The following is a 26997-nucleotide window of genomic DNA, read 5'->3' as shown; positions in this document are numbered from 1 at the left end:
CCATGCCCAAGCATTTTGAGCAAGCCCCCGGTCTGCATGAACAGCCAGTTCCGGAAACGGAAGGCTACGTTTTTAACCAGACCATGCTGCGCATAAAAGATCCTGAACGCTCCATGGATTTTTATACCCGTGTGATGGGAATGCGGCTAGTGCGCAAGCTGGACTTCCCGGAGATGAAGTTTACGCTCTATTTCCTCGGCTACCTTGATGACCGGCAGGCTGGCCTTGTGCCGGCAGATGACGCTCACCGGACCACCTACACGTTCGGGCGCGAAGCCATGCTGGAGCTGACCCATAACTGGGGCACGGAAAATGATAACGAAATTGCCTACCATAACGGCAACGATGAGCCACAGGGCTTCGGCCATATTGGCGTCGCGGTACCAGATGTCTACAGCGCCTGCGAGCGTTTTACGAGTCTGGGTGTTGAGTTCGTCAAGAAACCGGATGACGGAAAGATGAAAGGCCTCGCCTTCATCAAGGATCCAGACGGCTACTGGATCGAGATACTGCAGCCAAACATGCTGGAGGAGCAGCGCAAGACCAGCTGATCAGACGGATGTTTCCGTGTCGCTCTTCGGAGCGGCAGCGGATTTCCCGCCATAACGCGAAGCCACAATCACCGCTGCAGTGAGTATCAGAGCGCCGGTGATTCCAATCGGCCCCAGAATCTCCTCCAGAAAAATCCAGGCGAGTAGAGCGACGAACAACGGCTCCAGTGTGACAATAATGCTGGAAAGCGTTGCCGGGGTTGTTTGCATGCCCGCGAAGAAGCATACGTAACCGATGCAGGTGGGGACTATGCCGATAAAAGCCACCATCAGCCAGTGCCTGAGCGCCAGTTCTTCAAGTCCCGCAAAGCCTCCGCTGAGTCCGACTATGGGCAGCAGTATGAGTGCGGCGGTAAAAAAACAGATGAAGGCCGTAGTAAAGACCGGTGTGCCGGTTGAGCTGTAGCGACTTGTCAGGGTAAAACCTGTGTACACGAATGCTGCCAGTAATGCCATGAGTATACCCGCAAGTCGCAAGGTGCCGCTGGTATCCATATCGCTGAGTACCAGCATGGCGGTGCCGATAACCGCGGTAATCAGAGCCATTATGGTTAGCAGCCCTGGCTTTTCTCCAAGCAACGGCGCAGCGAGTATCGCCACTAGCACCGGCGGGAGGCACAGGGCAATCAGCGTGGCTATGCCGGCTCCGGTCAGGTCCACTGCAAGCAAATAGCTGCCCTGATAAATAGCCTGAAAAAGCCCGAGCGCTGCAAGGGGGGCCAGGGATTTCAAATTTAATTGTCGCAGGGAGCTACCAGGTGCTTTGGCATCCGCGTTTCGAAGTTGGTATTGCTCCCTGCGCATGAGTAACCAGAAAAATGGCAGTGCAACGGCCAGCCGGAGAAAGGCCAGGGTAGTAGCTTGTAGCTCTGTGCCGGTAAACAGGAATTTTGCAACAATCCCTGTAGTCGCCCAGAGCAGGGCCGCCAGGGCGATAAGCAGAGCGCCTCGAATCATTCTATAACCAGTACGATCAGTTCTTTGGGGCCGTGAACACCGTAAGCCAGAGTCTGTTCGATGTCGGCGGTTTTGGAAGGGCCGGAGACTAACAAAGCATTTGTCGGCATGCCAGCAGCCCAGTTCTGGTCCTGCATCGCCTCATGGAATGTTGAATAGAGTTCCGATGCTTCCAGTACAGCAATATGGATGGGGGGTACCAGACTCATCAGGCGAGGCTCGTCCGGTGTTGGCCACATAATCAGCGATCCTGTCTCGGCAATACCACCTCGGGTGGAGGTGATACTGGCGTCGACTTCGTTGAACAGCTGGGCCTGCCAGCTGTGGATCGGCTCGTCGTAGATCAGCAGTTCTGGTAGTTCATTGCTATCGGCATCGCGTAACGTGCGGCCGATTTGGTGTGCTGCGGGAACCAGCAGATTACGGGCTCCGCGGGATGAGAGCAGGTCTGCAAGCTGTGTAATCCAGTTTTCTGATGTGCATCGATGCACTTCCCCATGCACGGACTCTATGGTTTTCTGAAACTGATCAACGCGTTCAGCCACAGAGGAAGACGGTCGCTGTAGTACTGAAAAGTCGCAGTCGGGTATGGCCAGCTCGCCGCCGCTGCGGTTACGCAAGCGTTGTAAAATTGCATCTCGGGAACTCATTGGCCACGCTCCTTCATACGTTCATGGAGTGTTTTGGCAGCCAGTTTCGGTGCCGTCCGGTACTCTGTCCAGCCCCCCAGTTGCCCGGGTTGCAGTTTGCGTAGGCGTGCAGCCAGCGCTGTACCAAACCTGTAAACGCCGGGGCGGGCGTGCATCCAGCTCCAGCCTTTCCAGACCAGTGCTTCTACCGAGCCGCGTTTCGCCCCGTGACCGCGAACTTTGGCGGGATTGAGTTTATCGCCGTCTACGGACTCTTGACGTAGGCGCACCAAAAGGTCGGGTATCGGAATTTTTACCGGGCACACTTCACCACAGGCACCGCAGAGGCTTGAAGCCGTGGGCAGGTGCCGACCTTCGTCGAGACCGATAAGGTGGGGCATCAGAATCTTGCCGATTGGTCCAGGGTAGGTGGTGCCGTAGGTGTGACCACCCACGCGGGTATAAACCGGGCAGTGGTTCATGCAGGCGCCGCAGCGAATGCAGCGCAGGGTGTCCAGTAACTCGTCGTCCTGGTAGATGGACGAGCGGCCATTATCAACCAGTACCAGATGGACTTCCTCGGGGCCGTCCAGTTCCTCAAGCTTGCGCGGGCCCGAGATCATGTTGAAGTAGGTGGTAATGTGCTGTCCGGTGGCTGAGCGTGTCAGAAGCGCGAGAAGTGGAGCCACATCTTCCAGGTTACCCACGACCTTTTCTATGCCGGTAACGGCAATATGGCAGGGCGGCACCGTGGTGGTCATTCGGCCGTTGCCTTCATTCTCGACGAGGCAAAGCGTTCCGGTCTCGGCAACTGCAAAGTTCACCCCGGAGACGCCTACATCTGCATTCATGAACTTTTCGCGCAATTGCTGGCGGGCGCTTGCAGTCAGGTATTCAACATCGTTGGAAAGATCGGTGCCGGTCGTCTGGTGCATTAGCTCGGAAATCTCACCGGTATTCTTGTGAATCGCGGGCATGATGATGTGGGAGGGTGTTTCGCCGGCAAGCTGAACTATGTACTCGCCCAGATCCGATTCCAGTGCAGTAATGCCACGTTCCTCGAGGTAATGGTTCAGCTCCATTTCCTCAGACACCATGGATTTGCCTTTGATCACCGTTTTGGCGTTCCGGGCTACACAGATGTTCCGCACAATTCGGCAGGCTTCATCGCCATCCGTCGCCCAGTGCACTTTGATGCCATTCTCACTGAGCTTTTTTTCGAGCTGTTCCAGCAAATCTGGCAGGTTTGCCAGCGCCCGCAGGCGGATGTTGGCGCCAAGTTCTCTGAGGGCCTCAAGGTCCATGCCTTCAAAGGCGTCTTTGCGCTTGGTAATCAGCCCGTCCATAGCTTTGCGAAAGTTCTGGCGTATCTTGGGGTCTGAAATGGCCGCCCGTGCTCTGGGATGAAATTCTTTTACATCGATGTGGTGCGGGTCCTGGGTTGCCTGATTCATGACTCTCTCCCACTACCGGAATGCGTGCGGTCCCAGAGAAAACTCAGGATATGCTGGCCTTCAAGGGGCTTTCGGTTCTTCTCCGCGCAACCAGAAATGTTCATCAGGCAGCCGCAATCCGTTGTCACAAATGCTCCTGCGCCGGTATCGGTAAGGGCATCCACTTTCTCGCTCACCATGGCCCCGGAAATTTCCGGATGGCGTACAGCAAAAGTCCCGCCAAATCCGCAGCATTCCTCGGCGCGCACCTGTTCCACCAGGTTTACGTTTTGCAGCTGACCTAGCAGCCGCGGTCCGACCTCAGCAACACCCATTTCACGACGGGCTGAGCAGGATGTGTGCATGGCAACGGTGGTCGGCTCACCCAGATCTTTCAGATGTATGTGGCACACGTTCAGAAGAAAATCCGTCAGCTCCCAGGTTCTGGCGGCAATCCCGGAAGCTTTATCTTCCTGGTCGGTATGCTTGAACAGGCTCGGGTAGTGTTTACGCATCATTCCACCACAGGAACCAGAGGGCACAACGATAGGCCAGTCTTCCGGAAACAGATCAAGTTGGGCCTTTGCTACTGCCCGGGCCTCATCATGGTAACCGGACGTATAAGCCGGCTGGCCACAGCATGTCTGATCTTCGGGAAAAATGACTTTAACGCCTTCACGCTCAAGTAGCTGTATGCCAGCCATGCCCGCATCGGGGTAGAACATGTCTATCAGACAGGTTGCGTAAAAATAAACATGGGAGGGTTTTGGCGGGTAAACCTTGATGGGATCAGCCATAGCATGCCACTCGAACCGGTTAGATTTGTTGTCCGGTAATCATAGGGCGGCTGCGTGGGAGTTGCCAGAATACTTTCGTGGTGCATTATGCGGATGGGAAATGAGGGCAGCTTGGAGCTGCCCTCATTTTAAATGCCCGGGGAAATATTACCCCTCTGCACTCATTTTACAGACAAACGCTCGGCGTTTTTTTCAACGGTGCGCGCTCCGATGCCCTTTACGTTGGACAGGTCCAGTGTTGTCTCGAAGGGACCGTTTGCTTCGCGATAGGCAATTATGGCCTCTGCTTTGCTGTTCCCGATTCCGTCAAGGCTTGAAAGGGTTGCTGCATCGGCGAGATTGATATTGATAACCTGTGGCTGTGCATGCGCGAATCCGGTTACCAGGCTGAATAACAATACCAGAGTTGCAAAAAAGGATGTGTGCTTCATGTAAATCTTTCCCTGAGTCCAAGTTGCGTCTTTGTGGTTATGGGTCAGAGGCGCAAGGCAGCAGAGACGAGGGTCTCAGGTTCCGGCGGATTCAGCGAAAAAACGAAGGAGAGTCACATCTCCATCGTAAACCATGATGGGTGACATATGGTGCACGGATAAGGGCCACAGTCCTTGTGATCCCCGATTCCGTGGCTGACCCCCGCCTGTTCCTTCAGGCTGTCGCTCATCCTGAGCGCGTCTTCCCTGAGCCAACGTTCCTTGCCGGCTTGTCATCCTTGACGTTAGCTATTCTATAGGGAGTGTATTTGCGGGATACCGGAGATCAGCTCGCTGGCCTGTGAGAGATCTCCTACAGGTAACGTAGGATCGGCGCTTATCGGTATGTCACAGCGAATGCCCCAGCAATCCAAGCACGCCAAGAGCGATCAGATAGCCAGCTACAATGTAGTTAAGCAGGCGCGGAAACACCAGAATGCCAATCCCAGCGCCCAGACTAATGAGCGGAGCAAGTTCGAGGTGGAGTGTCATAGCTGTCCTTTTGAGTGGGAAACTTTGAAAGGTTGGTGTCTTGGTTTTCGGACACCCTGTCTGGCTGTCCGGCCACTTTTTATCTTACTCAAAAAGGTTAGTGCTTTTAAATTAAAGTGTTATCCATGTGGCATGATTCTTTCTTTCTGTTCTGGTGCTAAAAACAAATCCAATAAGGAGCACTTCATGTCGAACATCATGTTCAACGGGATGAGTCGTATTGCTATTTCTGCACTGACTCTGTCTCTGACCTTAATGCTGCCCTCGCTGTCTGCCAGTGCAGGCCAGACCGATTCCTACACCTTGCCGCAACAAGGCTACAACCAGTCCCGTGCCAGGGACTACAAGGTCTACATTCCGGATAATATCCAGTCACCAGCGCCCATGGTGATGGCCTTGCACGGGTGTAAACAGACCAACAATGATGTCTTGAATGACTGGGGTCTGAAGGCAGCGGCCGACCAGTATGGCTTTATTCTCGTTGCGCCCTACATAACCAGTTATGACGGTTTGCGAAACGAGAACTGCTGGGGTTTCTGGTTTGAACATCATCGCCATCAGGGGGCAGGAGAAGTGGAAGACCTGCACCAGATCGCGCTCGCGGTTGAGAGCAACTACGCTGTTGATTCTCAGCGCCGCTATATCACAGGTCTGTCGTCAGGCGGCGCGATGACGGTCGTTGCAGCCGTGGCGCATAACGAATACTGGGCAGCGGCTGCGCCGGCGGCCGGTATTCCCTATGGTGAGGATGCATCGTCGGTATCCTTGACCGGCCAGTGCCCTGGAAATGCGACTTTTCACAGCTTGTCCCGGGTAGTTTCCGATATGGCCGCCGAGATGGATGATGCTTATCCGATACCGCTGATGGTTTTGCAAAACGAGAATGACTGCACCGTTATAAAAGCGTCAGCCGATCTCATCCGCGACGCCCACCTGAAAGCATTTGGCGAGGCTTCTTTCGACACCCCCGCGGAAGCCCAGGCAGAGTCTGGTGCCTGCTCTCCTTACTACCAGAACAACTATGGTTGCATGCGTACCCGGTATACCCAGGATGGGACCAGTGGCGCCAGATCGCTGGTTGAAACCGTTTACCTTGACGGGCCATTGACCACACCTAACTCCCAGGATACCAATCATGGTCATTATTGGGTTGGAGGCGAGCAGGGCAACAATGGCAAATGGGCTGTTCGAACGGGGCCAAGCTATCCGGATATTATCTGGAACTTTTTCAATGGGCACAGCCGCAACGGTACCGCACCGGAAGGGTTCCCGGTGATCACGCTGATTGGTGATAACCCTGCGACAATTGCTTTAAATACCTCATTTGTCGACCCGGGTGCGACTGCCGAAGATGCGGAAGACGGATCCGTAGCGGTCACGGCGGATTGCAGTTCAGTAGATGCATCCACTGTCGGTACATATTCTTGCATGTACACGGCAACGGACAGTGATGCCAATGTGACTACGGCAGAGCGCCAGGTTGTGGTTATGGATCCGAATGCGCCCACCGAAACCTGTGAGCAGGTGACAGCCTCACCCAGCGCCCACATATCTGCGGGCCGGGCATACGCTGGCGGTAGCTATAACCTCCGTGCCTACACGAACGGTGACGATGTAGATATTGGTGGCTCTTTTGACAGCTGGAGCGATGTACTTCTTCATGAAGGTAACCCGGGCCAATGGTTCGCCAGCGAGCCTGCCGCCTGTGGCAGCAATGGCGGTGGTAACGGTGGTGGTAACAGTGGTGGCGAACCGTTTGTCTGCCAGGACTGGAATGCCAGTAACCTGAACCACAATATGGCAGGGCGCGCCTATTATGCTGGTGGCTATTACAGCACCGGAGGGGACGATTACCTTGGAGCTTTTCCAGGTGGGAATGCCTGGGTCAGGGAAAATCCGGCGGGAGTTTTTGAGAAAGGACAATGCCAATAGAGGTTGAGGATGGGGGCAGGCTCGATTGCTGCCCCCGCCCCGGGAGAGGTTTCAGACTTTCCGAAGTGACGCACCCATGTTCGTATTGGCGGCGCTTTTCGATAGACTTGGGGTCAGTAGAGGTTTGAGTTCACAAACCTTTTTGGCGACTTTTTTGGAGAAACGGTAATGTCTGACCGAACCATCTGGATAACCGGGGCATCTTCTGGCATCGGCGAGGCGCTAGCTGTTCGATATGCACGGGATGGCGTCCGTCTGGTACTTTCCGCCCGGCGGGAAAGCGAGCTGAAACGCGTCGCTGAACGTTGCACGGAAAATGGCCTTAACGAAGACCAGGTTCTGGTTTTGCCTCTCGATGTTACCGACTGGGCGGCATTGCCTGATGCAGTGCAAACCGTGCGCGGCAGGTTTGGTCATATTGACCTGTTAATCAACAATGCTGGCGTGTCCCAGCGCTCTTTGTGTGTGGATACAGATATGTCTGTCTATCGCCAGCTGATGGAAGTGGATGTGATGGGCCAGATTGCGCTCACGAAAGAAGTTTTGCCACATATGCTGGAGCGTGGCGCTGGTCATATTGCCGTGACGGCCAGCGTGGCGGGTAAAGTGGGTGCGCCTTTGCGTACCGGCTATTGCGCAGCCAAACACGCGGTTATGGGTTTTTTCGATGCGCTGCGTGCCGAGGTAGAAGGGCAGGGCATTCATGTCTCTACGATCGTGCCAGGTTTTATTCGAACGGATATCGCGCGAAATGCGCTTGCTGGTGACGGCAAAGCCTTTGGTGAGGACGATGACGATATCTCCGGAGGTATGGAGGTGAACGAGTGCGCCGAAGTGGTCGTTAAAGCTCTGGATGCGAAAAAGCGCGAGATCCCGGTGGGCAAAGGCAAGGAAATGGCTGCATTGTGGGTCAAGCGGGTGGCGCCGGAGGCGTTATTCCGGCTTGCGAAAGCCAGGACGTAGCTGGCAGGCCTGTGGGTGTGGGCCCGGAAGATTTCTTCAAAACAGCCCCATTTGGGGCTGTTCTTCTTTGAAATGCATGGGCTCCAGCCCATCTACTCGCTTGCTCAGAAGCTCCGTCCAGATTTCTGTCAGGGAGAGAGCATCGCCAATATCCGGCATGTGCAGGAAAAAATACGGTCGACGTTCTTCTTCGATCCAGTTGGCAACTCTCTCGACCCAGGGCGCGAGATACCGCCGGTTGGACTCCAGATCCGGGTGGCCGATGTAGCGGATTACCGGAGCTGCGTCGCCTGGAAGCAAATGCACAGGCACTCGAGGCTTCTTGCGTTGGGCTTCAATGGTGATTTCACTATCCGGCGTAGCCGAAAACAGAGCCCGGGTATCCATGCATACGCGTGCGATGCTGCGTTCACGGAGGCCACGGTTCAGCGTTTTTTCCGCCTCTCCTTTGCTGAAAAAAGCGCTGTTTCGGACTTCAACGGTACATTGCAGGGGCGCAGGCAAACCATCAACAAATTGCCAGAGATTGCCCAGGTGTTCTGGCCCAAATGCCGCAGGAAGCTGCAGCAGAAACGGGCCGAGTACATCCTCCAGTGGCGCAACAACCGCCAGAAAGTCCCGTACGCCCGCGTCTACTCCAGAGAGCAGTCGGTCGTGAGTGATGGCACGTGGAAACTTGAGTAAAAAGCGGAAGTCGTCTGGCACCTGGGATCGCCATTGCTGGCATTGCTCCTGGCTGGGCGTCGCGTAAAAGGTTGTGTTGCCCTCAACACAGTTAAACACCTGGCTGTAACGATTCAGCGGGCTTTTGCCCTGTGGTAGCCCTCGACTCCACGCGGGGTGTTGCCACTGGGGGCAGCCAAGAAAATAGGGGAGTGCCATGGTCAGCGATTCCGGAACGTGAGGCTTTCAGGTTGCGTTATAGCTTACCGTATCCGGAATGACGATGCCGGCGGCCGCTCAAAGCCGCCACCAGAAGGCTCAAAGCTCTGAACAGTCCCATCAGAAAGGGTGCCACTAACCATAGCAGCCAACTACCGATGTAAAGCGCAGGAACAAGCAGTAACAGCCAGCCCACGAACTGAACGACAACCACTGGGTAGCCAAGCACATCCGCCACACCTGCAAACAGATCATTGATAATGCTGGGGTGGGTGATAATCAGGTAGCCTGCACCGATAATAACTGGCCATTTGGCATAACGGGCGCTGCTCAGAACCATTTTCCCGCTGCGTGACACCCGGGCCGCCAGAGCCGCAGAACGAGTGCCGCGGCTAGCATTCTTGGTGGTGACGGCGGCAGCACGACCAACGCGGAGTACTTTGACGGCACTGGCAAAAACCAGCATGTCCACCGATGCCCAGCCAATATCACCGGCGGTAATCTCATTGCCCAACCGGTAGTTCCGTTCCAGATCACGAAGGCCACTGGCAAAAAACTGATTCACGCCTTCCAGCACACGCTCCGTGCCGATCCACTGAGTGTCGCCCTGACTATCCACAATAAATTGGCCCAAAAAGTCGTGGCCTTCGCTCTGAATGAAGTTGACGGCGTACCAGCCGCGCTCTTCCGGTGAGAGGTCATCGCTCTCTCCATTTGATGACTGACTGTCGGGCTTTGAAGCCTCGTTAGCACCTGTAAAGTAACGTTTGGCGGCCTGATACTGACGAGACGCCTTGTTCATCCACTCGATCGTACTGATGGGCTGGTTTACAAAGTGTTGAATGGGTAGCAGAACGTCCTCGCCGTAGTGCCTGAGAATATCCCGAAACTCGGGCTCTGCTGCGTAGAGTGGGAACAGATTTCGGGCCATGTCGGGATAACGTATGAACGAGGCCTGGGCTTTCAAAAGCAGCAGAGGGTCGTCTGACATGTCCAGCAGTATCGCCTGAATGTCGACGGACTCCTGCTCAATGCCATGGAAGTCACCAAGCACGTCGCTGGCGTGAATGTTAATCAGCTTCTGCTCTATGGGGACTGGCTGGGAGGTTGTGCTGAAAATAGCCGCCATCAGCAGGGCTATGCCACAAATCAGAAGTAGCTTTTTCAAATGATCACCACCGGATATGGGTTGTACATGCCGATCAGTCTAGCCTGACCAGAGTGTAACAGGTGGTTGTATGGGGCAGGTGGCCGTAGAAATGTACTGATACGATTACTGTGTAGCCAGCAGGCGAATGGCCGTGGCGGCAGCAGAGGTCCGGTTTTCGACGCCCAGCTTGCGGAACACTTGCTCCAGGTGCTTGTTCACAGTGCGGGGGCTCATGTCCAGAATTTGCGCTATTTCCCGGTTGGTCTTGCCATTAGCGATCCACAATAATACGTCGGACTCACGCAATGTCAGCTTGAACCTGTCCCTCAGGGCTGCGGTGGCACTGGATTGGCTTTGCGGTGTTTTCAGCCGAAGCAGGTATTCCTGGCCATCTACCAATGTCAGATATTCTACCGAGTGTTGTGTATCCAGAGCATGCAACGGCATCTGGTGTCCGGGCTCCAGGTTGTGGCCCAGCCATTCAGAGAGTTTGCTTCGAATCTCCTGAAATTCAGGGTGGCCAATATCAGGCAGACACCGGCATACCTGGGGGGTGCCCCAGAGCAGGTTACCTTCCCGGTCCACCGCGAACAGGTTTTGGCCGGCCGTATCCAGCGCACTTCTGGCGCTTCGTGTCATACGGGCGTTGGCCAGATGCACATCCATACGGGCCAATAGTTCAGTGGTATTGATGGGCTTGGTAACGTAATCGACACCGCCGGCTTTCAGTCCCATTACGACATGTTCGGTATCACTCAGGCCCGTCATGAAGATAATAGGGATATCGGTGAAGGCCGGATTTTCCTTGAGGCGCCTGCAGGTTTCGAAGCCATCCATATGGGGCATGAGCGCATCCATGAGTACAACATCAGGAGTGATGTTCTGGCTGATGGTCAGCGCCTGATTGCCTTCCAGCGCAACCAGTACGGTCATGCCCGCTTCCTCCAGCGCATCGCTGATCATTCGGATGGAGTCGATCGCGTCATCTACGACCATTACAACGGTTTTACGGTCATCATGAGGCTTCATGTTCGGCTACCTTAAGGAGTTCAATTATTTTCTCAAACTGGAAGTCGTTGGTGAGACTTGTCAGCTCACGAGTAAACCGCTCGTCAGCCTCACCATTGTGTTTCAGGCCGTGCAGGGATTCCAGAAGGCCCTTGCGGTGGCCTATTCGAGCCAGGCTCGCGAGCGCTAGCCGGTGCGCTATATCGGGGAGCGGAAGAGCGCCGGCTTCAGGCAACTGCAGTGGTGCCAGCGGTTCGGCGCTCTTTTCGAAGCGCCAGCCCAGGTCCATCACCCGGGCAATGGTGTCAAGCAGTAAGTTCAGCCGCACGGGTTTAATGATGTAATCATCGTACAGTGGGGTGGATTCCACCGAGTGATGGCCCTCGTTGGCATCGGCGGACACCATGACTACCGGCATAGTATGCTTTTCCGCACGCAACTGCTCGAGAACTTCCCAGCCGGTTTTGCCTGGCATGGATACGTCCATCAGAATCAGGTCCGGTCGTTCTGCTTCAACGGTCTCCAGAACCTTGAGGGCATTGCCGGTGTCAATGATTTCGAAGCCAAGCGGTGACAGCATGGCGCGGATCACCTGGCGATTTGAGGGATCGTCGTCGACCAGAAGAACTTTGCGCCGGACTCCCTGATAACCATAAATTCGACGGGTTGGAGCGGAGGTGGAGCGTGGGGTGGAACTGTGAACACTGGACAGCATAAGGCTGACTTTAAAAGTGCTGCCATGGCCCAGTTTGCTGTCCACGCTGATGTCGCCACCCATGATTTCGGTGAGTAGACGGGTGATCGTCAGTCCCAGGCCGGTGCCTATGCGGCTCTCCCCGGGGAGGCGAATACGCTCAAAGGGGCGGAAAATACGTTCAATGTTTTCCTCTGCAATCCCCTCACCCGAATCCCTGACCGTAAACTCCGCTACCTGACTGCGGTAGCGCAAGGTCAGAGAAACGCTCCCGTGGTCCGTATATTTGATCGCATTGGACAGCAGGTTAATTAGGATCTGGCGCAGACGCTTCTCATCGGTGGTCACGACCTCGGGTAGGGGATTTGGGCAGTGGTAATCAAACGCCAGCCCTTTTTCTTCAGCCTGTAACCGGAACATGGTAACCACTTGTTCCATCAGTAACCCTATACGCACCTTGTCCCGGTGAAGATCCAGGCGCCCGGCTTCAATCTTGGAAATGTCCAGAAGCCCCTCAATCAGGTCCGCGAGATACTCTCCGCTGTTGCGGATGACGCCCACGGCTTCTTTTCGATGAGCTGGTATCGCCTCGTCATTCTCCATCAGCTGGGCATATCCCAGAATCGAATTGAGCGGGGACCGAAGTTCGTGGCTGATCCCAGTCAGATACCGACTCTTGGCACCATTGGCTGCCTCCGCCTGCTCCTTGGCCTCCTGTAAAGCCTGGTCAGTCCTTTTGTGCGCAACGATTTCTTCCGTCAGCAGCCGGGTTTGCCGCCGGGATTCTTCTTCGGCAACCACGCGGCTTTCATGGGCCAGAACAAACAGCCAGCAGATCACCCCGGTGACAATCAGAAGGATAAAGAAAACCTTCCACAAGGTAATGGAAAGCACCAGGGCTTCAGGTACCGAGGCGACGGGTGTTTTAAAGTAAATGAGTGACAACAGCAGGCCTGATAACCCGTTGATCAACAGAAGAAGCGTCAGAAAATGGCCAAGACGAGAACGCAGGCGGTTCAGTATTGCTTGAGGAATCAGTTTGCTCAGAAATTCCTGGAGCTGCTCGTGATAGCCCGCGCCAGGCTTGCAGGAGTCACCACAACGGGCATCAAGTGAGCAACACAGGGAGCATATGATGCCCGCATAGGCGGGGCAGCTGGTAACATCTTCAGGTTCGAAGCTGTGCTCGCAGATGGTGCACTGCACCAGTTGATGGTCCGTGGCAAGCAGAACGAAAGGGCGAGCCGTATAAAAGCGTCCTCCCGTTTGCCAGGCGATCAGCGGTGCCGTTATCAGGGCAGTGCCCAGTGCAATGAAGTGGGACAAGGCCTGAGCGTACATTCCAAAGGCACCGGTATGACAGGTAATACCTACCACGGAGGCCGCCAGCATGGCGCCAACGCCTACGGGGTTGATGTCATAAAGGTGTGCCCGCTTGAACTCGATATGAGGAGGGCTGAAGCCAAGCGGTTTGTTGATCACCAGGTCAGCCACCAGTGCTCCGACCCAGCCGATGGCAATAATGCCGTAGAAGCCCAGGGTTTCCTCAAGCGCCCGGTACACTCCCAATTCCATGACCAGCAGTGCAATAGCCACGTTGAAAAACAACCAGACTACGCGCCCCGGGTGGCTGTGAGTCAAACGGGAGAAGAAGTTTGACCATGCGATAGAGCCGGCGTAAGCGTTGGTCACGTTGATTTTAAGCTGGCATAGAATTACAAAAATGCCCGCCAATGCCAGGGATATTTCCGGGGAATGGGTGATGTAGTTGAATGCCACAAGGTACATCTGGGTCGGATCGGCCGCCTCCGTCACAGAAATGCCCTGATTTAGTGCAAGTACGGCCAGAAACGATCCGGCCAGAATCTTGAATATGCCGACTACAATCCAGCCTGGCCCACCGGCCATGACGGCTAACCACCAGCGGCGTTTTTCTTTCTGGTTCTGGGGTTCAGGAATAAAACGAAGAAAATCCACCTGTTCGCCGATTTGGGCGATGAGAGAGAAAACAACCGCTGCCGCAGCGCCAAACGCCATCACATTGAGCCCTTGCCCGGCCACAGGGCTGAGACCTTCAAACTGTGTCCAGTCGCCGACGGAAGAGGCGTCGGCGTAAATTATGAATACGAAGGGAGCCAGCTGTAACAGAATCCATACAGGCTGCGTCCAAACCTGAAACCGGCTTATGGTAGTAATGCCGTGTATGACGAGAGGGATAACGGCTACTGCGCAGATCAGATAGCCAATCACCAGGGGAATATCGAACAGCATTTCCAGGGCCATGGCCATGATGGCAGCTTCTATGGCGAAAAAAATGAACGTGAAGCTGGCGTATATGAGCGATGTGATGGTTGAGCCGATATAGCCAAAGCCGGCGCCGCGGGTGAGCAGGTCAATATCCACACCGTAGCGTGCAGCGTAGTAACTGATAGGGATTGCAGTCAGAAAGATCATGAGACCGACCGCAAGAATAGCCGCCACCGCGTTGTCAAAGCCGTAGTACAAGGTGATGGAGCCGCCAATGGCTTCCATGGCCAGAAATGAGATTGCGCCCAGAGCTGTATTGGACACCCTTCCTGCAGACCAGCGTCGAGCGCTCTTGGCGGTGAAACGCAGGGCGTAGTCTTCGAGCGTCTGGTTGGCGACCCATTGGTTGTATCGACGCCTGACCCTGAAGATATTCTGTGTTGCCGCCATTGCTGTCTTGTCTCTGTATATGAAGGTTGCCCGATTTTGGTGCGTTATAGTGCTTCTTTATGTCGGGCAGGGAGGTATTTACAACTTTTATGCCAGATTTCACCTTGCGGGAGTGAACGGATCTGATTATACCGTGCGAGTGAGGTATTGGCCTGTGCAGAAGGAATGCGTCAAATGACGTAGTCTGCTGGGGCGATTACCGAATGGGCGCCTATGAAGGGGTCTAGCAGAATGTTTGGGGTAGGCGCTGTGCTCTCCTGAGGGTGCGCAGCACCGGCTTTCCAAACACTGTGAGGATTCACCATGGGTACGACAGATACAACCGCCATTGGGCGGTCAGATGGCAAAAGATCAGGGTTTCGAAAGAGCCTGATGACACTGGCGGCGTCCGTCATGCTGGCGACATCTGTGCAAGCGGCCACGCCGAGCACAGCTGAGGTCAACACCACAGGGCTGGCGGTTACCGATGACACCGTCACGGTCGGTATTCTGCACTCAATCACCGGCACAATGGCGATCAGTGAGATCGGTTCGGTGCAGGCGGAAAAACTTGCCATCGATCAGATCAATGCCTCGGGCGGCGTTCTCGGACGCCAGATTGAATATGTTCAGGAAGATGGCGCCAGTGACTGGCCGACCTTCGCTGAGAAAACCCGTAAGTTGCTGCGTCAGGACAATGTTGCGGCTATTTTCGGTGCCTGGACCTCCGCATCACGTAAAGCCATCCTGCCGGTAATTGAACAGTTTAACGGCATGCTGTACTACCCGACGTTCTATGAGGGTCTGGAGCAGTCCCCCAACGTTGTCTACACCGGACAGGAAGCGACTCAGCAAATTCTCGCAAGTATCGACTGGGCAGTTGAAACCAAAGGTGCCAAGACATTCTACCTGCTGGGTTCGGATTATATCTGGCCACGTACTTCCAACAAGATTGCCCGTAAGCACATCGACAAGCTGGGCCTGAAAGTGGTGGGTGAAGAGTACTACCCACTGGGCCATACCCAGTTCAACTCGGTTATCAACAAAATCAAGCTTCGTAAGCCTGACGTGATCTTCGCATCAGTTGTGGGCGGCTCCAACGTAGCTTTCTACAAGCAGATGAAAGCTGCGGGTGTTGATTTCACCGACGAGAAGCCTCTGCTGCTGACCATCTCTGTAACCGAGGACGAAATCCGCGGTATCGGTGGTGAGAACGTGGAAGGTATCTATGCGTCCATGAAGTACTTCCAGAGCCTTGATAACCCCAACAACAAAGAGTTTGTTGCGGCGTTCAAGGAAGCCTACGGCGATGACATGGTTATCGGCGACGTAACTCAGGCGGCCTACCTCGGCCCATGGTTGTGGAAAGCAGCGGTTGAGAAGGCAGGTTCCTTCGATATCGACAAGATCCGCGAAGAGTTCGCTGGCATCGAGTTCGACAAGGCACCTGAAGGCTATGTGCGTATCCACGAGAACCATCACCTCTGGTCCAAAACCCGTATCGGTCAGGCTCAGCTTGATGGCCAGTACAAAGTGGTTTACGAGACCGAAGAACTGATGGAACCAGATCCGTTCCCGGAAGGTTACCAGTAAGACCGGATAGCCGGTGCCTTCGGGCGCCGGCGTCCATTGTCGCTATAACGGGAAGTACGTTGGTTTGAACGGGAGATTGGGTCATGTTCGATGGCTACACCAGCAGTGAATTGATGTCGATATTTGCCATGCAGGGGTTTGCCGGGCTCTCCCTGTTTTCAGTCTTCGTGCTGATGGCCTTGGGCCTTGCAATTATTTTTGGTCAGATGGGTGTGATCAACATGGCCCACGGGGAGTTCATGATCCTCGGTGCCTACACAACGTATCTGACATCCGGATTTTTCCAATCCTATCTGCCAGGACTATTCAGCGGTTACTTCTTTATCGCCATGGTTCTGGCCTTCTTTATTTGTGCCGCGCTGGGAGCACTCGTTGAGTGGCTCATGATACGGCATCTCTACCACCGCCCCCTCGACACTCTGCTTGCCACCTGGGGCCTGAGCCTGATCATGCAGCAGGCGTACCGCTCTATCTTCGGAGCCCGGGAAGTGGGTGTTGATCTACCAGAATGGATGATGGGTGCAATCCCGGTAACCGAAATGGTCGACCTGCCAATCAACGGCCTCTTCGTTATGGTCATCGCACTTTCGGTCGCGGTGGGTGTGTACTTGCTTATGTATCGCTCCGGCTACGGCAAGAAGGTTCGTGCTGTGGTTCAGAATCGCCCCATGGCGGAAGCCGTGGGCATCAACAGTGCGGGTATAGACCGGGCTACCTTTGCTCTTGGCTGCGGCATTGCCGGTATTGCCGGAGCTGCATTCACCATGATTGGCTCCACCGGCCCCTCGTCCGGACAGGCCTACATCGTTGATACCTTCCTGGTTGTGGTGTTTGGCGGTGCCCAAAGCCTGATCGGCACGATTGTATCTGCCTTCGGTATCTCGCAGGCCCAGTCCACCATGGAGTTCTTCCTCAGTGGTTCCATGGCCAAGGTACTGACCCTGCTGGTTGTTATCGGAATTCTGATGATACGTCCGGAAGGACTTATGGCCCTGAAGGTCCGTCGCTAGGAGATTGTCATGAAGCATTCATCCCTTATGAAGTGGTTTGTCTCCCGAGAGGGACTGTATTACCTGGCATTGGCCTTCCTGCTGGTGGTTCTTTTGCCGCTTACGCTGGATTCGTTCCGCCTGAACATGGTGGGTAAGTATCTGACTTATGCATTCGTTGCGATTGGCCTGGTGATGTGCTGGGGCAAGGCTGGCATCCTCAGCCTGGGCCAGGGCGTGTTCTTTGGTCTTGGCGGCTACTGCATGGCCATGTTCCTTAAACTGGAGGCCTCCACGCCTGAGGCCACAGCTATTCAGTCCACGCCCGGCATCCCGGACTTCATGGACTGGAACCAGCTCACCGAGCTGCCGTGGTTCTGGGAACCGTTCCACAGCTTCTCGTTTACCTTGTTGGCTGTTGTTGGTGTGCCGGTTCTGCTGGCGTTCGTGATCGGTGTGGCCATGTTCACCCGGCGTGTGGGTGGCGTGTATTTCGCCATCATCACCCAGGCTATCGCTGCGGTCCTGACCATCCTGATTATCGGACAACAGGGTTATACCGGTGGCGTGAATGGTATTACCGATTTGCAGACCCTCATGGGCTGGGACATCCGCACCGATGAGGCCAGAAATATCCTGTACTTCATCTGCGTCGGTATGCTGTTCCTCTGCTTGTTTGCAGCACGTCTTGTTCAGAACCGTAAACTCGGCCGTATTCTGGTTGCAATGAACGCTCAGGAGATGCGAGTGCGTTTCTCCGGCTATGACGTCGCGGCTTTCAAGATCTTCGTATTCTGCCTGGCTGCGGCGTTCGCCGGCATTGGTGGCGCTCTGTTTACCCTTTTGGTGGGCTTCATGTCGCCGTCGTTCATTGGCATCGTTGCCTCCATCGAGATGGTCATCTTCTGTGCCCTTGGTGGCCGACTGTCCATCCTTGGTGCCGTTTACGGTGCTCTGCTGGTAAATGCCGCCAAGAGTGGTTTCTCCGAGTCTTTCCCCGAGCTTTGGCCTTTTGCCATGGGTGCCCTGTTCATCGGCGTGGTGCTGGCGTTCCCGGATGGCCTTGCGGGTCTCTACAAGAGCTACGTTATGCCCCTGGAAGACAAGGTATTCAAGCGCAACAAGAGTAAAGCCGTACCTGTGGGGACCAGTCAGACTGCTGAAAAAGCCGATGACTACAGTCCGATGGCAAACACCTACAGCCCGGAGAAATCGTGATGAGCATAGCCAAGAGCAAAAGCGGGGATTTTCTGCTGGCAGTTGAAGGCCTGACCGTCTCCTTCGATGGTTTCAAGGCAGTGGACGACCTGTCCTTCTATCTGGACCCCAAGGAAATCCGGGTCATCATTGGCCCTAACGGCGCGGGTAAGACCACGGTTCTTGATCTGATTTGCGGCAAAACCAAGGCCACATCCGGGTCCATCAAATTCGCGGGGAAGGAACTGACCAAACTCAAAGAGCACCAGATTGTTCATTCGGGCGTTGGCCGGAAGTTCCAGACCCCGTCGGTGTTTGAGGACTTGACGGTATTCGAGAACCTCGAGGTCTCCTATCCACAAGGCCACAGTGTGATCGGTGCGCTTGCGTTCAAGCGGGATGCGGCGGTTATTGAGGCTGTTGAAGACGTAGCGAAAACCATCTTCCTCACCGAAGCCCTGCACGAACCTGCTGCGCTCCTCAGCCACGGCCAGAAACAGTGGCTGGAGATCGGCATGCTACTGATTCAGAAACCAGACCTGCTGATGCTTGATGAACCGGTGGCCGGCATGTCTGTGGCGGAAAGGAAGAAAACGGCGGAACTGCTCCGGGTGATCACCAAGGATCATACGGTTCTGGTTATTGAGCATGACATGCAGTTTGTCGGCGATATCGCTGACCGGGTCACGGTCATGCACCAGGGCAAGGTTCTCTCGGAAGGATCCATCGATCACGTGAAGTCAGATCCTAAAGTCATCGAAGTCTACCTGGGGCATTGATCATGTTAAGCATCAAACATCATTTGGTGGCCTATGGCCAAAGCACCATCATCCAGGACCTGAACCTCGATGTGAAAAAAAACGAGATTGTGGCTGTGGTTGGCCGCAATGGCATGGGCAAGACCACACTGATGAAATCTCTTGTTGGCATGACGCCAACCAAAGGGGGCGAAGTCAGCCTGGACGGTGTTGATCTGACCCGCCTCAAAAGTTTTCAGCGTGTGCGCGCTGGCATCGGCTTTGTTCCTCAGGGGCGGATGATCTTTCCGACGCTCACGGTGCGGGAGAACATTGAAACCGGGCTCGCCGCAGTGGGCGAGAAGAAGGTACCGGAAGATCTGTATGAAATGTTTCCGGTGCTGAAGGAAATGCAGAACCGGCGCGGCGGCAACCTGTCGGGGGGGCAACAGCAACAGTTGGCTATTGCCCGGGCATTGGCGACGCGGCCGAAGGTGCTGCTGCTCGACGAGCCCACTGAAGGCATTCAGCCGAACATTATCAAAGAAATTGCTCAAACCCTGCGACGCATACGCGATGAGCGTGGGCTGTCAATTGTGGTCTCGGAGCAGGTTTTGAGTTTTGTAATGGATGCTGCGGACCGGATTCTGGTGATCGAGAAGGGCGCGATCGTCCATGAAGAGAGCCGGGCCGAGGCAGATCAGGAGAAGATTGCCAGTTATCTGGCTGTTTAGTTTGGTGCAAGCCGCTGCGGCGGGATACTTCTTCCGAAACTCGCCGTGAATACATCCATGTAGTCTCGGACGCGGCATTCCTGCCGCGTACGGTTTCGGAAGAAGTGTCCCGCCCCAGCGGCCCAAAATTCTGAGTAAGATTTTCGGGAGAGTAATTTATGAGACACGGTGATATTTCCAGCAGTAACGATACCGTTGGTGTGGCGGTAGTGAACTACAAGATGCCCCGGTTACATACCAAAGCCGAGGTGTTGGATAACGCCCGCAAGATTGCGGACATGATCAAGGGTATGAAAGTCGGCCTGCCGGGTATGGATCTGGTGGTGTTCCCGGAATACAGCACCATGGGCATCATGTACGACAACGACGAGATGATGGAAACCGCCGCTATGATTCCTGGCGATGAAACGGCGATTTTCTCCGCCGCCTGCCGTGAAGCCAATACCTGGGGTATTTTCTCCCTGACTGGCGAGCGTCATGAGGACCACCCCAATAAGGCCCCCTATAACACTTTGATTCTCATCAATAACGAAGGTGAGATTGTTCAGAAGTACCGCAAATGTATTCCCTGGTGCCCGATCGAAGGCTGGTATCCGGGTGATACCACATACGTCAGCGAAGGCCCGAAGGGCATGAAAATCAGTCTGATCATCTGTGATGACGGCAACTACCCGGAAATCTGGCGGGATTGCGCCATGAAAGGTGCCGAGTTGATCGTCCGTTGCCAGGGCTATATGTATCCGGCCAAGGAACAGCAGGTGATGATGTCCAAGAGCATGGCCTGGGCGAATAACTGCTATGTGGCGGTTGCGAACGCATCCGGCTTCGACGGTGTCTATTCATACTTCGGACATTCGGCAATCATCGGCTTTGATGGTCGCACTTTGGGTGAGTGTGGTGAGGAAGATATGGGGATTCAGTATGCCCAGCTTTCTATCAGCCAGATTCGCGATGCCCGTGCCAATGACCAGTCCCAGAACCATCTGTTCAAACTGTTGCACCGTGGCTACACCGGCGTTCATAGCTCCGGCGATGGCGACAAGGGCGTGGCGGACTGTCCGTTCGAGTTCTACCGTACCTGGGTAATGGATGCCCAGAAAGCCCAGGAGAATGTTGAGGCAATGACCAGGAAGACCGTCGGCACCGCCGAGTGCCCGGTGGGTTCCTTGCCCTTCGATGGGAAAGAAAAGTCTGCAGGAGCTTAAAGCCGGGAGGCGCTGATGCCGTTTATTAATGAGCGGTTGGAAGCCAATCGGGAATCCATTGAAAAGAACCGGGCCGCCTCAGGCCCGGTTCGTGCTTCCCGGTTTCGCTTTGAGCCAGATGTCGTCATGTCACGTCTACGAGAGAACATTGTGGGGCAGGATGAGGCCCTGACTGCGATGGAATCCATGCTGGTGCGGGTGAAGGCCGATATCGGCGAGGAAAATCGACCGCTGGCGGTGCATCTGTTCCTTGGCCCCACCGGGGTTGGTAAAACCGAAACCGTACGTCTGATCGCCGAAGCTATTCATGGTAACCGGGATGGGTTGTGTCGTATCGATATGAACACCCTGGCCCAGGAACACTACGCGGCTGCACTTACCGGTGCACCGCCAGGCTACGTGGGCAGTAAAGAAGGCCACAGCCTGTTTGATCTGGACAAGGTCCAGGGCTCGTTCAGCAAGCCAGGCATAGTGCTGTTCGATGAAATCGAGAAAGCCAGCAAGGAAGTGGTCCGCACTCTGTTGAATGTTCTGGATACCGGCCGGCTGGTATTCCCCTCTGGTAACCGTGAAATTGATTTCCGCAACACCCTGATCTTCATGACAAGCAATGCCGGGGCTTTGGATGCCGAGGAGCACGAACAGCGCTATCAGAAGGGTTGGCGCCGTTGGCTCGGATTGTCGCCCGGTGACAGTGAGTCTGTGCGGGATGTCGCTTTGCGTCGACATTTCGACCCTGAATTTCTGAACCGTATTGATCAGATTCTAACTTTTAACAGCCTTACTGATAACTGGCTTGAGGCGCTGCTGGACATAGAGTTGGCAGGTCTCAATCGCCGCTTGGGTAAAAAACAGGCAGAGCTGTCTCTGTCTACTAAGCTTAGGGTCGAGCTGTGTCGTGGCTACGATGCTCGCTATGGTGCCCGGGAGATGTTGCGGGCATTTCGCCAGCGATTGGAACCGGCGGTAGCGAAGGCGCTGCTGGTCCATTCTGACTGCCAACGGTTTGAGGCCGACGTGCAGAACGGGTCCGTCACAGTGCACCAATACGTCGAATGACGTAGGCGCCGGGGGCATTTTGCGAATACCGCTCCCGGCGGCGATAACCGATAGTGATTCACGTCAGCGCGGAAGCCTTCGGGCACTGCGTGTTACCGCTTTGAACCCTGAAGCCAAGAACCTAGGAGCGCCCGTTATGGCCGAAACCCTGATCAAGATCGATAGAAGCAAATCTGCTTACGAGAATGAGCAAATTCATAACCGCTGGCACCCGGACATCCCCATGGCCGCGACGGTTAAGCCAGGAGATGATTTTGTTCTGGAATGTTACGACTGGACCGGCGGGCAGATCAAAAACGACGACTGCGCAGACGATATCCGCGACGTGGATCTTACTCAGGTGCATTTCCTTTCGGGGCCTGTTGCTGTCGAAGGCGCAGAGCCCGGTGACCTGTTAGAAGTAGACATTCTGGATATTGGTGCCTTCCAGGACAGCCAATGGGGTTTTAACGGTTTCTTCGCCAAGAAAAACGGCGGCGGCTTTCTTACGGAGCATTTTCCCGAAGCCCAAAAATCCATCTGGGACTTCAACGGCATGTTCACCAAATCCCGCCATATTCCCAATGTGGAATTCGCGGGCATGATTCACCCCGGTCTGATTGGCTGCTTGCCGTCCAAAGAAATGTTGACGGAGTGGAACCGCCGGGAGAAAGAACTTTACGACACCGAACCGAACCGGGTACCTGGGCTGGCCAACATGCCGTATGCCGACACTGCCCACTTGGGTAAACTGGCCGGTGACGCTGCCAAGGAAGCCGCAGCAGAAGCGGCCCGTACCGTGCCTCCTCGCGAACACGGCGGCAACTGCGACATCAAGGATTTGTCCCGGGGTTCCAAAGCTTATTTCCCTGTTTATGTGAAAGGTGCCGGCCTGTCGGTGGGCGATCTTCACTTCAGTCAGGGCGACGGTGAGATCACCTTCTGTGGTGCGATCGAAATGGCTGGTTGGATTCACCTGCGGGTAAATCTGATCAAGGATGGTATGTCCAAGTACGGCATCAAGAATCCGGTGTTCAAGCCCAGTACCATCAAGCCTCGTTATGAAGACTACGTGATCTTTGAAGGCATTTCGGTGGATGAGGAAGGCCAGCAGCATTACCTGGATGTGCAGGTAGCCTATCGCCAGGCCTGCCTGAACGCCATTGAGTACCTGACCAAATTTGGTTATACGCCAGCTCAGGGCTATGCACTGCTTGGCTGCGCGCCGGTCGAAGGCCATATCAGTGGTGTGGTAGACGTACCCAATGCCTGTGCAACCCTGTGGTTGCCGACCGAAATCTTCGACTTTGACATCAATCCCACGGCAGAGGGCCCAACGAAGATGGTTACCCCGGGTATCGACGTACCCCTGTCTCCGGACAAGGAGTAACAAGCCATGCCGTTGTATGACTACAAGTGCCGCGAGCACGGTCTGTTCAAGGAGCTAGGCACAGTAGCGGAAGCTGGCCATCCGGCAAACTGTCCAGAGTGTAAGGTGCTGTCGCCGCGAGTGATCCTTCTGCCGCCAGAGGTGCTCGCCATGGACCCTGCGCTGCGCAAGGCGCAAGCCCGCAATGAGAAAGCCCGGCATGAGCCGATTATCTCCACTGCGGACCAACGGGCACGGGATGCAGACCATCGCAAGAGCTGTGGGTGCAAGAAAAAATCAGACGGCAAACACATGCTGTTCTATACCGCTGACGGGAAAAAGATGTTCCCCTCCATGCGGCCCTGGATGATCAGTCACTGATCAGACTGCGTTTAGTGTTTCAAGTTTTAGCCCCTTCGGGGGCTTTTTTTGTTCCTCGCATACAGTGGCGTTGAGCACAGTTCAGGTGTGTTGGTGCAAGGTGCAACGCCCGTGCTCATCGAACACACACGCAGTCACGGTTAATGCTTCTTCCTGAGCAGCCTGTTTTAACAGGCCCGCCCTGTTCGTTTGCTGGGCCATGCTCGGCGAAAGTGGTTTGTATGAAGCACTCGGTCGTTCAGACGCTCGCGCCAATTCTGCTGTTGCATGGTCAGGTTGCTCCTGCGCAGAAAGTGATGAGGGCCGCAGAGGGGCCTGTGCTGAGACCTTGCTGCCACTGCCCGGGCCACCTCCGGAATTCATCCTCACCAGAGGCCCGAAGAGGGTTACGCCACTCGGGTCCAGTTTCACAAAACTACCGCCGGCTTTCAGGGTTACTTCTGCACCGGCCTCAATAACAATCTTCATGCCTGCCTTATGGTGTATCTCGTTGCCTGCTCCGATGAGTTGGGCTTTACCGAATTTGCTGTGATGGCTGCCGTTAACTGTGAGGCTGAAGTCGCCACCGATGTTTTCCCGGTACTCGCCGTTTACGGTTGCGTGATCCTGGTTTTTGATATGGGTGAACTGATCGTTCTCGACGGTCAGGTGGCGCTCATTTTTGATGACTTCAGTGCGGTTGTTTTCCGTAAGCAGGTCGAGATCTTTCTGGGCGTGGATGTAGATTTGTTCGCTATCTGCTTCATCCTCAAAGCGCAGTTCGTTACTGCCTTCACCCTTGTGTGTCCGGGTTCTCAGGGTGGTGCGGGTTTTGTGCTCAGGTAGCGCATAAGGGGGTGTATTGGTGGCGTGGTGTGTTCTGCCGGTGATGATGGGCTGATCAGGATCGCCATCAAGAAAAGACACGATCACTTCGTGGCCAATTCTCGGCAGCGCCATGAAACCATATTGCCCACCCGCCCAGCCCTGGCTTACGCGCAGCCAGGCACTGCTGTGTTCGTTGTTCTTCTTGTTCTCTACCTCATTTCGCCGCTGGCGCCGGTCCCAGGGGAAGCGCACTTTTACCCGGCCGAACTCATCACAGTGAATCTCTTCACCCTCGGGGCCTGTCACTATGGCAATTTGCGGGCCGTCCATCAGCGGGCGGTGGTTGCACAGGGGGCGCCAGGTTTTATTAGCTGGGACAGCGCCGAACAGATTGTGATAGGTGGTTGGCGCGGTGCCACTTTCTTCTGCCAGTGCCTGGGGCTGATCGCCCACATGGGTTACAGAAGTCAGTAGCCAGTCACGGTTCAGTTTTTCGGTTTCGTGGTGGGTGAGTTCGACTTTTGCACCACAGGTGAAGTCTGGTCGGTTACTTTCGCCGTTGGCGGTGATGGCATCGTTTCTGAGTGCATCCAGGCGCGCTTCTGTGAACGACTGACCACTAGAGTCGGCTTTGAATCGGCCCGGGTAATCGAAGTGTTGATAATCCTGGCGTTGATTTGAGCTGGCGGCGTTCTGTTCGTGCAGAAGGTTGTAGGCGGGATTCTTGAAGGTATAGTCCTTCATGGCAATGGACGCGGCTCGAACTCTTTCTTCAAAGCGGAAGCGGAACACCGCAGGCTGTTGGCTGCTGCTGCCCGCTTTACTATTGTAATCGGCAGCTTCCAACCTTGGTGCGTCGCCGTGGTGGTCGGCAAGGATCAAACAGGGCTGTCTCTCTTCTTCGCTGTCATCGTCCAGGCTGCCGTGTTTGTGCCGGTAGTGCCAGCCTTCCTCTGCTGCCAGTCGCTCAATAAATGCCAGGTCGCTTTCCCTGTGCTGCACGCAGTATTCCCGCTCCTGTGGCGCCCGCTTGAGATCAAACACCGAATCCACAATACCCCTTTCTTCCAGCAGGGTGCGCACTATGGTGTCAGTGGTTTGAGTCTGGAATATACGGCTGTTGTGCATCAGCCCCAAACGCCATAGTGGCGGCTGAATGACCACCTCGTAGAGGGTGCGGCGATGGCCTGTGTCGCCTCGGACAAACTCGTTCACCACGCCGGTAAAGCGGCGCAGGGGAATCCCGTCCTGCCAGACCACCAGATTCACCGGTTGCTCCAGTATATCGGAGGCCTGGATTCCGGGGTTTGTGCTAGCCATGATCAGTCGGCCATGGAAAAGCTCCGAAAGACCTTCGGTAAGTGCAAAACTGACGACAGAAAATACATCTGGGGAGAGCTCACCGACACGCGCAGTGAACTGCAATCCGTTTGCCTGGGGCATATCTTCAATCCTTGAAGGTATGTTTATCTGGTGATAAATCTGAGCTGAAAGTTACCAGTGCTGGTCAGGAAAATCCAGTGGCCGGGTCATGCCTTCACGCATACAAAGATTGCGTTTCCTGATGTATTGTCCCACGGAACGATCCTTTCGTAGTCGTGCTCAAGAATATGAACATCGAAAAAGGACTGAAGGATTTTTGTCAGTTCTTCAAAACCTGAAGCCACCATAGGGTGTTCGTCCTCCCAGGAGTGGGTGATGCCCCCGGTTGTTTTTTCGATGCTGAGTTTCAGAGACTGCTTTTCCCCCTCTCCAGGGTAGTGCCATGCGGAGCGGAAGGTGAAAAGGCTACCCCCTTGAACGACGGTGTGTTGTTCAAACAGGTTGTTGTCGATTTTGTTTTTATCGACGGAATTGAAGCAAAACATGCCGCCTGGTTTTAGCGCGCGATGTGCGCTGGCAACACATTGCTCCAGCTTTTCGATGCCATCGCTGTAGTGGATGGAATACAAAAAACAGGTGATCAAATCCAGAGGTTCATCAACCTCAAAACCGCACATGTCGCCTAATAGAAGCTGTGCTTCCGGGCACCGGCTTTTTGCCTGATCCAGCATGGGCTGGTTTACGTCCAGACCGCTACTCTGATATCCGAAGTCAATAAAGTGGCGAATATGAGGGCCGGTCCCGCAGGCCAGGTCCAGATGCGTCTGTCCGTTATTGCCGAACAGCTTATGCAGCCGCTGAACGCCGTAGCTTTGTGCGTGATAGCTGATATCCAAACACATTAAGTCGTAATAGCCAGACAGATCGGTGTACAGATAATTGGAGGACATGGCAGCCTGAAGGTTTTAGCGGGAACGCGATATGGCGGCG

General features: G+C 54.9%; 24 protein-coding genes. 12 read left to right on the top strand and 12 right to left on the bottom strand.

Annotated features, from left to right (window positions below):
* Positions 1-2: 2 nt before the first annotated feature.
* Positions 3-551: a lactoylglutathione lyase gene (gloA, locus tag Q4501_RS11450; RefSeq protein WP_303596368.1), complete on the top strand. Its 549-nt coding sequence runs from the start codon at positions 3-5 to the stop codon at positions 549-551.
* Here the strand turns inward: gloA and Q4501_RS11445 are convergent, their stop codons facing one another.
* From Q4501_RS11445 to Q4501_RS11420, 6 genes are all read right to left on the bottom strand, one after another.
* Complete coding sequence (locus Q4501_RS11445) at positions 552-1508, bottom strand: DMT family transporter (protein WP_303596367.1); 957 nt, start codon at positions 1506-1508, stop codon at positions 552-554.
* Positions 1505-2158, bottom strand: coding sequence for a lactate utilization protein (locus tag Q4501_RS11440; RefSeq protein WP_303596366.1), 654 nt, complete (start codon positions 2156-2158; stop codon positions 1505-1507). Before Q4501_RS11440 ends, Q4501_RS11445 begins: the two co-directional genes overlap by 4 nt.
* Complete coding sequence (locus Q4501_RS11435) at positions 2155-3591, bottom strand: LutB/LldF family L-lactate oxidation iron-sulfur protein (protein ID WP_303596365.1); 1437 nt, start codon at positions 3589-3591, stop codon at positions 2155-2157. Before Q4501_RS11435 ends, Q4501_RS11440 begins: the two co-directional genes overlap by 4 nt.
* Positions 3588-4367 carry a (Fe-S)-binding protein gene (locus Q4501_RS11430; RefSeq protein WP_303596364.1) on the bottom strand — a complete coding sequence of 260 codons (780 nt, stop codon included), beginning with the start codon at positions 4365-4367 and terminating at the stop codon, positions 3588-3590. The genes Q4501_RS11435 and Q4501_RS11430 overlap by 4 nt, the downstream gene beginning before the upstream one ends.
* 161 nt (positions 4368-4528) lie before the next feature.
* Positions 4529-4798, bottom strand: a complete 270-nt coding sequence (locus Q4501_RS11425) for a ComEA family DNA-binding protein (RefSeq protein ID WP_303596363.1) — start codon at positions 4796-4798, stop codon at positions 4529-4531.
* Between the two features lie 387 nt (positions 4799-5185).
* Positions 5186-5329 carry a DUF3096 domain-containing protein gene (locus tag Q4501_RS11420; protein ID WP_100686898.1) on the bottom strand — a complete coding sequence of 48 codons (144 nt, stop codon included), beginning with the start codon at positions 5327-5329 and terminating at the stop codon, positions 5186-5188.
* A gap of 186 nt (positions 5330-5515) precedes the next feature.
* Between Q4501_RS11420 and Q4501_RS11415 the strand changes: the two genes are divergently transcribed.
* Positions 5516-7261: a PHB depolymerase family esterase gene (locus Q4501_RS11415; RefSeq protein ID WP_303596362.1), complete on the top strand. Its 1746-nt coding sequence runs from the start codon at positions 5516-5518 to the stop codon at positions 7259-7261.
* Positions 7262-7429: 168 nt separating this feature from the next.
* Positions 7430-8224: an SDR family oxidoreductase gene (locus Q4501_RS11410; RefSeq protein WP_303596361.1), complete on the top strand. Its 795-nt coding sequence runs from the start codon at positions 7430-7432 to the stop codon at positions 8222-8224.
* A gap of 36 nt (positions 8225-8260) precedes the next feature.
* Here Q4501_RS11410 and Q4501_RS11405 read toward each other — a convergent pair whose 3' ends face one another.
* The 4 genes from Q4501_RS11405 to Q4501_RS11390 all read right to left on the bottom strand — a co-directional run bounded on the left by Q4501_RS11405 (position 8261) and on the right by Q4501_RS11390 (position 14655).
* Positions 8261-9106, bottom strand: coding sequence for a DUF72 domain-containing protein (locus Q4501_RS11405; RefSeq protein WP_303596360.1), 846 nt, complete (start codon positions 9104-9106; stop codon positions 8261-8263).
* Positions 9107-9143: 37 nt separating this feature from the next.
* Complete coding sequence (locus tag Q4501_RS11400) at positions 9144-10274, bottom strand: hypothetical protein (RefSeq protein WP_303596359.1); 1131 nt, start codon at positions 10272-10274, stop codon at positions 9144-9146.
* Positions 10275-10379: 105 nt separating this feature from the next.
* Positions 10380-11285: a response regulator gene (locus Q4501_RS11395; protein WP_303596358.1), complete on the bottom strand. Its 906-nt coding sequence runs from the start codon at positions 11283-11285 to the stop codon at positions 10380-10382.
* On the bottom strand, positions 11272-14655 hold the full coding sequence (locus Q4501_RS11390; RefSeq protein WP_303596357.1) for an ATP-binding protein: 3384 nt from the start codon (positions 14653-14655) through the stop codon (positions 11272-11274). The genes Q4501_RS11395 and Q4501_RS11390 overlap by 14 nt, the downstream gene beginning before the upstream one ends.
* 393 nt (positions 14656-15048) lie before the next feature.
* On the opposite strand from Q4501_RS11390, the gene urtA reads away from it, so the two are divergent.
* The 9 genes from urtA to Q4501_RS11345 all read left to right on the top strand — a co-directional run bounded on the left by urtA (position 15049) and on the right by Q4501_RS11345 (position 23877).
* Entirely contained in the window at positions 15049-16227 is a 1179-nt protein-coding gene (gene urtA, locus Q4501_RS11385; protein ID WP_303596825.1) for an urea ABC transporter substrate-binding protein, read from the top strand.
* Positions 16228-16310: 83 nt separating this feature from the next.
* Positions 16311-17237, top strand: coding sequence for an urea ABC transporter permease subunit UrtB (gene urtB / locus Q4501_RS11380; protein WP_303596356.1), 927 nt, complete (start codon positions 16311-16313; stop codon positions 17235-17237).
* A 9-nt stretch (positions 17238-17246) separates the two neighbouring features.
* Positions 17247-18434 (top strand): urea ABC transporter permease subunit UrtC, encoded by a 1188-nt coding sequence (urtC, locus tag Q4501_RS11375; protein WP_303596355.1) that lies wholly within the window; start codon positions 17247-17249, stop codon positions 18432-18434.
* On the top strand, positions 18434-19192 hold the full coding sequence (gene urtD, locus Q4501_RS11370; protein ID WP_216007385.1) for an urea ABC transporter ATP-binding protein UrtD: 759 nt from the start codon (positions 18434-18436) through the stop codon (positions 19190-19192). The genes urtC and urtD overlap by 1 nt, the downstream gene beginning before the upstream one ends.
* A 2-nt stretch (positions 19193-19194) precedes the next feature.
* Positions 19195-19884, top strand: a complete 690-nt coding sequence (urtE, locus tag Q4501_RS11365; protein WP_303596354.1) for an urea ABC transporter ATP-binding subunit UrtE — start codon at positions 19195-19197, stop codon at positions 19882-19884.
* 158 nt (positions 19885-20042) lie between these two features.
* A complete protein-coding gene (locus tag Q4501_RS11360; protein ID WP_303596353.1) occupies positions 20043-21089 on the top strand; it encodes an aliphatic amidase in 1047 nt (348 codons plus the stop codon).
* A 15-nt stretch (positions 21090-21104) separates the two neighbouring features.
* On the top strand, positions 21105-22148 hold the full coding sequence (locus Q4501_RS11355; protein ID WP_303596352.1) for an AAA family ATPase: 1044 nt from the start codon (positions 21105-21107) through the stop codon (positions 22146-22148).
* Between the two features lie 136 nt (positions 22149-22284).
* On the top strand, positions 22285-23517 hold the full coding sequence (gene fmdA, locus Q4501_RS11350; protein WP_303596351.1) for a formamidase: 1233 nt from the start codon (positions 22285-22287) through the stop codon (positions 23515-23517).
* Positions 23518-23523: 6 nt separating this feature from the next.
* On the top strand, positions 23524-23877 hold the full coding sequence (locus Q4501_RS11345) for a zinc ribbon domain-containing protein (RefSeq protein ID WP_303596350.1): 354 nt from the start codon (positions 23524-23526) through the stop codon (positions 23875-23877).
* An 81-nt stretch (positions 23878-23958) separates the two neighbouring features.
* Here Q4501_RS11345 and Q4501_RS11340 read toward each other — a convergent pair whose 3' ends face one another.
* Both Q4501_RS11340 and Q4501_RS11335 read right to left on the bottom strand, forming a co-directional pair.
* Positions 23959-26127 (bottom strand): type VI secretion system Vgr family protein, encoded by a 2169-nt coding sequence (locus Q4501_RS11340; RefSeq protein ID WP_303596349.1) that lies wholly within the window; start codon positions 26125-26127, stop codon positions 23959-23961.
* Between the two features lie 86 nt (positions 26128-26213).
* Positions 26214-26957, bottom strand: a complete 744-nt coding sequence (locus tag Q4501_RS11335) for a class I SAM-dependent methyltransferase (protein WP_303596348.1) — start codon at positions 26955-26957, stop codon at positions 26214-26216.
* Positions 26958-26997 lie beyond the last annotated feature (40 nt).

This window comes from Marinobacter sp. 2_MG-2023, assembly GCF_030546935.1.
Lineage (GTDB): Bacteria > Pseudomonadota > Gammaproteobacteria > Pseudomonadales > Oleiphilaceae > Marinobacter.
This window is presented reverse-complemented; position numbering and strand designations above follow the sequence as displayed.

Coding starts and splice junctions, on each gene's coding strand:
- Q4501_RS11335 (WP_303596348.1), bottom strand. CDS start 26,957: ATGTCCTCCAATTATCTGTACACCGATCTGTCTGGCTATTACGACTTA.
- Q4501_RS11355 (WP_303596352.1), top strand. CDS start 21,105: ATGCCGTTTATTAATGAGCGGTTGGAAGCCAATCGGGAATCCATTGAA.
- Q4501_RS11425 (WP_303596363.1), bottom strand. CDS start 4,798: ATGAAGCACACATCCTTTTTTGCAACTCTGGTATTGTTATTCAGCCTG.
- urtE (WP_303596354.1), top strand. CDS start 19,195: ATGTTAAGCATCAAACATCATTTGGTGGCCTATGGCCAAAGCACCATC.
- urtC (WP_303596355.1), top strand. CDS start 17,247: ATGAAGCATTCATCCCTTATGAAGTGGTTTGTCTCCCGAGAGGGACTG.
- urtD (WP_216007385.1), top strand. CDS start 18,434: ATGAGCATAGCCAAGAGCAAAAGCGGGGATTTTCTGCTGGCAGTTGAA.
- Q4501_RS11390 (WP_303596357.1), bottom strand. CDS start 14,655: ATGGCGGCAACACAGAATATCTTCAGGGTCAGGCGTCGATACAACCAA.
- Q4501_RS11405 (WP_303596360.1), bottom strand. CDS start 9,106: ATGGCACTCCCCTATTTTCTTGGCTGCCCCCAGTGGCAACACCCCGCG.
- Q4501_RS11360 (WP_303596353.1), top strand. CDS start 20,043: ATGAGACACGGTGATATTTCCAGCAGTAACGATACCGTTGGTGTGGCG.
- Q4501_RS11340 (WP_303596349.1), bottom strand. CDS start 26,127: ATGCCCCAGGCAAACGGATTGCAGTTCACTGCGCGTGTCGGTGAGCTC.
- Q4501_RS11420 (WP_100686898.1), bottom strand. CDS start 5,329: ATGACACTCCACCTCGAACTTGCTCCGCTCATTAGTCTGGGCGCTGGG.
- Q4501_RS11345 (WP_303596350.1), top strand. CDS start 23,524: ATGCCGTTGTATGACTACAAGTGCCGCGAGCACGGTCTGTTCAAGGAG.
- gloA (WP_303596368.1), top strand. CDS start 3: ATGCCCAAGCATTTTGAGCAAGCCCCCGGTCTGCATGAACAGCCAGTT.
- Q4501_RS11415 (WP_303596362.1), top strand. CDS start 5,516: ATGTCGAACATCATGTTCAACGGGATGAGTCGTATTGCTATTTCTGCA.
- Q4501_RS11430 (WP_303596364.1), bottom strand. CDS start 4,367: ATGGCTGATCCCATCAAGGTTTACCCGCCAAAACCCTCCCATGTTTAT.
- fmdA (WP_303596351.1), top strand. CDS start 22,285: ATGGCCGAAACCCTGATCAAGATCGATAGAAGCAAATCTGCTTACGAG.
- Q4501_RS11435 (WP_303596365.1), bottom strand. CDS start 3,591: ATGAATCAGGCAACCCAGGACCCGCACCACATCGATGTAAAAGAATTT.
- Q4501_RS11410 (WP_303596361.1), top strand. CDS start 7,430: ATGTCTGACCGAACCATCTGGATAACCGGGGCATCTTCTGGCATCGGC.
- Q4501_RS11395 (WP_303596358.1), bottom strand. CDS start 11,285: ATGAAGCCTCATGATGACCGTAAAACCGTTGTAATGGTCGTAGATGAC.
- Q4501_RS11440 (WP_303596366.1), bottom strand. CDS start 2,158: ATGAGTTCCCGAGATGCAATTTTACAACGCTTGCGTAACCGCAGCGGC.
- urtB (WP_303596356.1), top strand. CDS start 16,311: ATGTTCGATGGCTACACCAGCAGTGAATTGATGTCGATATTTGCCATG.
- Q4501_RS11445 (WP_303596367.1), bottom strand. CDS start 1,508: ATGATTCGAGGCGCTCTGCTTATCGCCCTGGCGGCCCTGCTCTGGGCG.
- urtA (WP_303596825.1), top strand. CDS start 15,049: ATGCTGGCGACATCTGTGCAAGCGGCCACGCCGAGCACAGCTGAGGTC.